General features: G+C 76.9%; 6 protein-coding genes. 4 read left to right on the plus strand and 2 right to left on the minus strand.

What is annotated here, in order from left to right:
• The first annotated feature begins 7 nt into the window (after positions 1-7).
• The 3 genes from cimA (at position 8) to ACUN9U_RS13695 (ending at position 3402) form a co-directional block, all read left to right on the plus strand.
• Positions 8-1651 carry a citramalate synthase gene (cimA, locus tag ACUN9U_RS13685; RefSeq protein ID WP_445485551.1) on the plus strand — a complete coding sequence of 548 codons (1644 nt, stop codon included), beginning with the start codon at positions 8-10 and terminating at the stop codon, positions 1649-1651.
• A 41-nt stretch (positions 1652-1692) separates the two neighbouring features.
• The gene (gene rnhA / locus ACUN9U_RS13690) at positions 1693-2124 is read left to right on the plus strand and encodes a ribonuclease HI (protein ID WP_445485561.1); all 432 of its coding nucleotides are present in this window, start codon (positions 1693-1695) and stop codon (positions 2122-2124) included.
• 258 nt (positions 2125-2382) lie between these two features.
• On the plus strand, positions 2383-3402 hold the full coding sequence (locus ACUN9U_RS13695; RefSeq protein ID WP_445485552.1) for a DUF559 domain-containing protein: 1020 nt from the start codon (positions 2383-2385) through the stop codon (positions 3400-3402).
• A 95-nt stretch (positions 3403-3497) separates the two neighbouring features.
• Here the strand turns inward: ACUN9U_RS13695 and ACUN9U_RS13700 are convergent, their stop codons facing one another.
• Entirely contained in the window at positions 3498-4181 is a 684-nt protein-coding gene (locus tag ACUN9U_RS13700; protein WP_445485553.1) for a response regulator, read from the minus strand.
• The gene (locus ACUN9U_RS13705; RefSeq protein ID WP_445485554.1) at positions 4174-6330 is read right to left on the minus strand and encodes a histidine kinase; all 2157 of its coding nucleotides are present in this window, start codon (positions 6328-6330) and stop codon (positions 4174-4176) included. The genes ACUN9U_RS13700 and ACUN9U_RS13705 overlap by 8 nt, the downstream gene beginning before the upstream one ends.
• A gap of 187 nt (positions 6331-6517) precedes the next feature.
• Here ACUN9U_RS13705 and ACUN9U_RS13710 point away from each other — a divergent pair, with 187 nt between their 5' ends.
• Positions 6518-7189: a hypothetical protein gene (locus tag ACUN9U_RS13710; protein ID WP_445485555.1), complete on the plus strand. Its 672-nt coding sequence runs from the start codon at positions 6518-6520 to the stop codon at positions 7187-7189.
• The last annotated feature ends 118 nt before the right edge of the window (positions 7190-7307 follow it).

Raw genomic sequence — 7307 nt, forward strand, 5'->3', positions numbered from 1 at the left:
ACCCCCGATGAGCTCGACGACGACCCCGACGACGGCGCACGACGTCCAGGTCTACGACACGACGCTGCGCGACGGCGCGCAGCAGGAGGGGCTCAACCTCTCCGTCGCCGACAAGCTGGCGATCGCCGCCCACCTCGACGAGCTCGGCGTGGGCTTCATCGAGGGCGGCTGGCCCGGCGCCAACCCGCGCGACACCGAGTTCTTCGCGCGGGCCCGCACCGAGCTGGACCTGCGCCACGCGGTGCTGGCCGCCTTCGGCGCCACCCGCCGGGCCGGCGGCTCCGCGGCCACCGACCCGCAGGTGCAGGCGCTGCTGGACGCGCAGACGCCGGTGGTGACGATCGTGGCCAAGAGCCACGTCGGGCACGTGAAGCTGGCGCTGCGCACCACCGAGGAGGAGAACCTCGCCATGGTGCGCGACACCGTCGAGCACCTCGTGGCGCACGGCCGGCGCGTCTTCCTCGACGCCGAGCACTACTTCGACGGCTACGAGCTGGACCGCGACCACGCCCTGGCCGTCGTGCGCACCGCGGTGGAGGCCGGCGCCGAGGCCGTCGTGCTCTGCGACACCAACGGCGGCCGGCTGCCGCACGAGGTGGAGGACGTCGTGGCGGCCACGCTGGCCGCCTCGCCCGCCGGCACCCGGGTCGGCGTGCACGCCCACAACGACTCCGGCTGCGCCGTCGCCAACTCCCTGGCGGCCGTGCGCGCCGGCGCCACCCACGTGCAGGGCTGCGTGAACGGGTACGGCGAGCGGACGGGCAACGCCGACCTCGTCGTCGTCGTCGCCGACCTGGTCCTCAAGCTGGGCCGGCAGGTGGTGCCCGCGGAGTGCCTGCGCGACGCGACCCGCATCACGCACGCCGTCGCGGAGATCACCAACGTGGCGATGTACGCGCGCTCGCCGTACGTGGGCGCCTCCGCGTTCGCGCACAAGGCCGGGCTGCACGCCAGCGCCATCCGCGTCGACCCCGACCTGTACCAGCACACCGACCCGACGGCCGTCGGCAACGACATGCGCATGCTCGTCTCCGACATGGCCGGGCGCGCCTCCATCGAGCTCAAGGGCCGCGAGCTCGGCCACGACCTCGCCGGTGACCAGGACGTGCTCTCGCGCGCGGTCGCCCGCGTCAAGGAGCTGGAGCTGGCCGGGTGGACCTTCGAGGCGGCCGACGCCAGTTTCGACCTCCTGCTGCGCGAGGTCCGCGACGGCGCGCGGCCCACCTTCTTCGAGGTGGAGAGCTGGCGGGCGTTCATCGAGCACGGCAAGGGCACCGGCCCGACGTCGGAGGCCACCGTCAAGCTGCGCGCCGGCGGCCAGCGGCTCGTGGCCACGGGGGAGGGCAACGGGCCCGTCAACGCCCTGGACGCCGCGCTGCGCCAGGCGCTCATCCCGGTCTACCCCCAGATCGCCGGGCTGGACCTCACCGACTTCCGGGTGCGCATCCTCGACGCCGACGCCGGCACGGACGCCACCACCCGGGTGCTCATCGACACCACCGACGGGCGGGCGACCTGGACGACGGTGGGCGTCGCGCCCAACCTCGTCGAGGCCTCCTGGCAGGCCCTGGTCGACGGCATCACCTACGGGCTGCTCAAGGCCGGCGTGCCGGTGCCCGCAGCGACAGCCCCCGCGGCGTCTCCCGCGTGAGCGGCGTGGACGAGGAGCAGCACGAGCAGCCGGTGGTCGAGATGTGGACCGACGGAGCCTGCAAGGGCAACCCCGGCGTCGGCGGCTGGGGCGTGCTCATGCGCTCCGGGGAGCACACCAAGGAGATGTTCGGCGGCGAGGCGGTGACCACCAACAACCGCATGGAGCTCACCGCCGTCATCGAGGGCCTGGGAGCGCTGAAGCGGCGCTCGACGGTGCTGCTGCACGTCGACTCCACCTACGTCATGCAGGGCATCCAGAGCTGGATCGCCGGGTGGAAGCGCAACGGCTGGCGCACCGCGGCCAAGCAGCCGGTGAAGAACGCCGAGCTGTGGCGGGCCCTGGACGAGGCCGTCGCCCGCCACGACGTGCAGTGGCGCTGGGTGAAGGGCCACGCCGGCGACCCCGGCAACGAGGCCGCCGACGCCCTGGCCAACCGCGGCGTCGACCAGGTCCGCGCCGCCGTCCGCTGACCCGGCCGGCAACTCCGCACTCGACGGACGGGTGGGCAGGCTCACGTTCGGTGGGCAGGCTCACGTTCGGTGGGGAGGCTGACGTCCGCTTCCGGGCTCAGATCCGGACGCCAGGCTGCCCACCGGACGCCAGGCTGCCCACCCCGACGGTCTGCGTGCCTCGCCCACAGGCGACGTGCCTCACCGTGTCCCGAGCGCCCCGCCCACAGGCGTCGTGAGAGCCGCGCGCACCAGGCGCGAGGAGCTCCACGGTGAGCCGTGCCTCCCACGTCCCGCGTGCCCGCTGCCCTCGAGGAGCTCGGTGGTGTCGCGTCCTGGGCCCAGCTCGCGAGCGCCACGAGCAACACCGCGGTCGCGAGGGCGCTCGCCTCGGGAGTCGTCCTCCGGGTGCTGCCCGGTGTCCTCGCCCTGCCCGACCACGCCGACGACGCCCGGACCCGTCAGCGCGCAGCGCTCCTGTTCGCGGGGGCGCCGGCCGCCCTCTCCCACACGACGGCGCTGCAGGTGCACGGGCTGCCCGTCCCCGAGGAGGTGGCGCAGGCGGCGGTGCACGTCACCGTCCCGCACCAGCGGCGCCGGACGGTCCCAGCGTCAGGGACCTGGCGCGTCGCGCTGCACCGGTGCCGGGCGGCACCGACGCGGCAGGAGCGTGACGGGTTGGCCGTGGTCTCCGCCCAGCGCGCGGTCGTGGAGAGCTGGCCGCTGCTGAGCGGCAGCGACCAGCGGGCTCCGGCACTGTTGGGCGTCCGGAAGGAGCTGCTGACAGCCGCCGACCTGGTCGCCGAGCTCGCCGTGCGCCGCCAGGCGGATGGTGCCGCCGAGCTGCGCCAGCTGGTGGCGAAGATCCTGGCCGGGTGCCGCAGCGAGCTGGAGCTGTGGGGCTACGAGCACGTCTTCACCGGCCCGGAGTTCGCCCACCTGCGCCGCCAGGTGGAGGTCGTGGCAGCCGGTCGGCTGTCCGTCCTCGACTGCTACGACCCGCGGACCGCACTCGCCGTCGAGCTGGACGGTCGCGCGTACCACGGCTCGCCGTGGCAGCGGGAGCGCGACATCGCTCGCGACGCCCGCGTGGCAGGGCTCGGCATCCAGACGCTGCGGTTCTCGCACCGGCGCCTCACCACCGAGCCCGAGGCCTGCCGGCGGGAGGTGCTCGAGGTCGCCGCCGTCAGGCAGGCGCAACTGGCCGGAGCGGTCCTGCCGGCCGTGGTCGAGGTGGCAGGACCCCGCGGCGGTGCGCCGCGGCTGTTGCTGCAGCGACCTGGGCGGTCCGCAGGGTGACCGGTGGGGAGGTTGACGTCCGGTGGGCAGGCTGGGGTCCGCTTCCTGGCCCGGATCCGGACGTCAGCTTCCCCACCGGACGTCAGGCTGCCCACCTAGCGCGGGGCGACCCCGGCCTCGCGGGCCCGGTCGGCGGCCTCGGTGCGGTCGGCGGCCTGCAGCTTGGCGAGCACCGCCGAGACCACGTTGCGCACCGTCTTGGGGGACAGGAACAGCGCCGCGGCGATCTCGGCGTTGGTGCGGCCGGCCGCCAGCTGCTCCAGCACCTCGGCCTCCCGGGCGGTCAGCTCCGGGAAGGCCGCCGCGGCCGTCGGCGGCGCCGGGGGAGCCGCGAAGAACGCCGCCATCCGCGCCGCGAGCGCCGCCCCGAACACCGCTCCGCCGGTCGCGGCGGTGCGCACGGCCGCCACCAGCTCCTCCTGCCCGGCGCCCTTGAGCAGGTAGCCCCGCGCACCGGCGCGCACGGCCGCGAAGACCGTGGCGTCCTCCTCCGACATCGTCAGGACGACGACGGCGGCCCGCGCGCGGGCGTCCACGAGCCGGCGGGTGGCGGCCACGCCGTCGAGCACCGGCATCTGGACGTCCATGAGGACGACGTCCGGGTCGTGCTGGGCGACGGCGGCGAGCGCCTGCTCGCCGTCGGCGGCGGTGCCGACCACCTCGACGACGCCGGTGGAGGCCAGCAGCGCGGCGACGCCGTCGCGGAAGAGCGGGTGGTCGTCGACGATGAGCACCCGCGGCAGCGCGGCCCCGCTCACGGCGCCGCCGCCCTCAGGCACGGGCCACCTGCTGCGGGACGGCGGTATTGGCCGCGGTCCCCATCGGGGGGTCCGGCAGGGGCTCGGCCGCGGGCTCCGCGGCCGGCAGCGGGAGCAGCGCCTCCACGCGCGTGCCCCCACCGGGCGGGCAGGCCACCGAACAGGCACCACCCAGCTCCCGGGCGCGCTCGCGCAGCGAGGCCAGCCCCACGCCGGCCGGGGCGGTGGGGTCGATGCCGCCCCCGTCGTCCTCCACGACCACCTCCAGCGCGCTGCCGCGGCGGGACAGGCGCGCCGCGCAGCGGGTGGCCCGGGCGTGGCGCGCCGCGTTGGTCAGCGCCTCCCCGGCGATCCGGTAGGCCGCCACCTCCACCGCGGCGGGCAGCGCCGCGGCGTCGAGGTCGGGGGAGGCCTCGACCCGCACGTCGAGGCCGGTCACGCCCAGGCGCTCGGCGTGCTGGCGCAGCGCCCCCACCAGGCCCAGGTCGTCCAGCGCCGGCGGGCGCAGGTCGTGCACGAGGCGGCGGACCTCGCCCAGCGCCTCGCGGACGTCGTCGCGGACCTGCCCGAGCACCCGCTGCGCCGGCTCGGGCAGGTCGGGGGCGAGGTTGCGCACGGTGTCGACGGCCATGACGGCGGCGCCCAGCACCGGGCCCAGCCCGTCGTGCAGGTCGCGGCGCACGCGGCGCCGGTCCTCCTCGCGCACCGCGAGGATGCGGGCACGGCTGGCCTGCAGGTCCTCAGCGAGCGCCTCGGCGCGCGCGGCCAGCGCGGCCTGGCGGACGAGGTCGCCCAGGAGGCGCTCGTCGCGCCGCGACAGGCGGCTGCGCCCGACGCCGCCACCGGGCCCGGCGGGCAGCAGCAGCCGGCCCAGCGGCTGGCCCCGGTAGGTCAGCGGCAGCTCGCGCCGCGCACCGGGCTCCAGCGGGCACCCGTGCACGGCGACCAGGCTGCCGCCGTCGGCGCGCTCGACCTCGACCACGACGTCGTCGACGCGGAAGGCGTGCGCGACGGACGCCGCGAGCGCCTGCAGCTGCTCGCGCACCGACCCGGAGCGCTCCAGCGCCTGCGCCAGGGACGACAGCGCCTGCCAGGGGTGCTCGCGCTCCCCGAGCACGAGGCGCCGCACCCCGCTCCAGACGCGCTCGCGCAGGGGCCCGTAGACGGCGGTGACGAGCAGCACGGCGCCGAGCGCGGCCTGGCGCTCGGACAGGCCGCGCCCCAGCAGCTCCGAGGCTGCGGCGACGAGGACGACGTCGACCACGAGCACCGCCCCGGCCACGAGCGCCCAGACCACGGTGCCGCCGAGCAGCCTGTCGACGTCGACGAGGTCGGGCCGCACGAGCGCGACCGCGCAGGAGGCGGCGACGACGCCGCACGACAGCGTCAGCGCCGCCGAGCTGACCGCCGCCGGCAGCGACCACACGCTGAGCATCGTCAGCACCGCGACCAGCGCGGACCACAGCATCCAGCGGCTGCGGTCGCGCGCCGGGCCGGCCGGGCCGCGCGAGCGGGCCACGAGCAGCGCGAAGGGCACCAGCAGGCTGAGCGGGGTCAGCGCCCGGGCCAGCGCCCACAGCGGCGCCCAGACCGCCTCGGGCACCGGCAGCGGCACCGGGTCGAGGTCGACGCCGGGCACCGGCGACTGCCCGACGACGCCGGAGGGCACCCCGAGGACCACCAGCGGCAGCAGCGCGGTGCTGGCCAGGCTGACCAGCACCGCGGGGCGCCAGGCCCGGCCGCGCGGCAGCGCGCCGTCGTGCACGAGCAGCAGCACCAGCGGCAGGGGCAGCAGGAGCGAGGCCCCGAGCCGGTTGTAGACCCAGAAGGCCGCGGTCGCGCCCGTGCCGTCGCCCGCGGTCAGGGTGTGCAGCAGCCAGGAGGAGGCGACGCCGTCCAGCGCCCACAGCAGGCCACCGGCCAGCAGGACGACGGCGACGGGGTGCGCGCGCCCCCGCGGCGTCCGGGGGCCCTGCGCCTGCACCAGCGCCCCGGGCACGGCCAGCAGCAGCCCGGTGAGCGCGGTGCTCCACCCGGTGGCCGCGGCGTCCGGCACCGAGGCGACCGGTGAGCGCGCGTCCAGGAGGGCGCTGACCAGCAGGGCTGTCGCGCAGGCGGCCACGACGAGCGCGCCCGTCGGGCGCAGCCGTGCGCTGGTGCCGGTGTCCACGCGGTGATGGTGGCAGCAGGGGCGTCCCGCTGTCCCGGGTCGCGGTGTCCCGGCCGGCCGGGACACCGGGCGTGACCGGGACGGGAGCGCTCGGCCCTGACGGCCGGGACGCCGGCGCGGGCAGCGTCGTCCTCGTCAGCACGACCCCTCCGGCGGCCAGCCCGCCGCCCAGCCCAAGGAGACCGCGATGTCCCTCACCGACCGTCCCGCCCCCGCCCGCACCGACGTCGCCGCGACGCCGGTCCCCGCGCAGCGCAGCCGGCGCCAGCAGCAGCCTCTGGCCGACCCGCCGAGCACCGCCTGGGTGCGCCGCCGCGGCCTGGTCCTGGTCGCCGGTGGCCTCGTGTGGGTCGCCGCGACCCTCGCGATCGGCCTCAACGAGGAGTCCCCGAGCTGGGGACGGGTCAGCGAGCTCTCCGGCCTGGCCTTCCAGGTCGGCGTCTTCGCCCTGCTGCGGATCATGTGGGCCACCCGGGCCACGGGGACGTCGCGGGCCGCCCGCGGGATGCTCGTGGTCGAGCACGCGCTGCTGGGCGTGGCGTGCGCCTCCACCGTCCTCACGACGGTGTTCTTCGAGGACCACGCGGGGTGGCTCATGGCCGTGGACGCGTCGTGGCCGCTGTCGATGCTCGGCATGCTCGTCATCGCCGTGAAGGTGGCCGTCCACGGCCGCTGGCGCGGGGCGCTGCGCGTCTTCCCGCTGTGGGCGGAGGCCTACTTCCCGCTCATGATGACCGCCATCGCCCTCTTCGGCCCCGGCGCCATCGACGCGGCCAGCGCGGTGGTGGTGCTCACCGGCTACACCGCCCTGGGGGCCCTGCTCGCCGCCCGTCCGCACCTCACCGGCGCCCGGGACTGACCCCCGCCCCGCACCCCCGACCGTGATCATGGGCGTGCGCCCCCCCCGCCCGGGGGGGGCGCCCCCGATACCGCCCCGGGGGGGGGGGGGGGGGGGGGGGGGCCACGGGCGACCCCCG

It is taken from the genome of Quadrisphaera sp. KR29 (assembly GCF_052644995.1).

Excerpts from the sequence above, each read along its gene's own strand:
- cimA (WP_445485551.1), top strand. The coding sequence starts at position 8 with ATGAGCTCGACGACGACCCCGACGACGGCGCACGACGTCCAGGTCTAC.
- rnhA (WP_445485561.1), top strand. The coding sequence starts at position 1,693 with ATGTGGACCGACGGAGCCTGCAAGGGCAACCCCGGCGTCGGCGGCTGG.
- ACUN9U_RS13710 (WP_445485555.1), top strand. The coding sequence starts at position 6,518 with ATGTCCCTCACCGACCGTCCCGCCCCCGCCCGCACCGACGTCGCCGCG.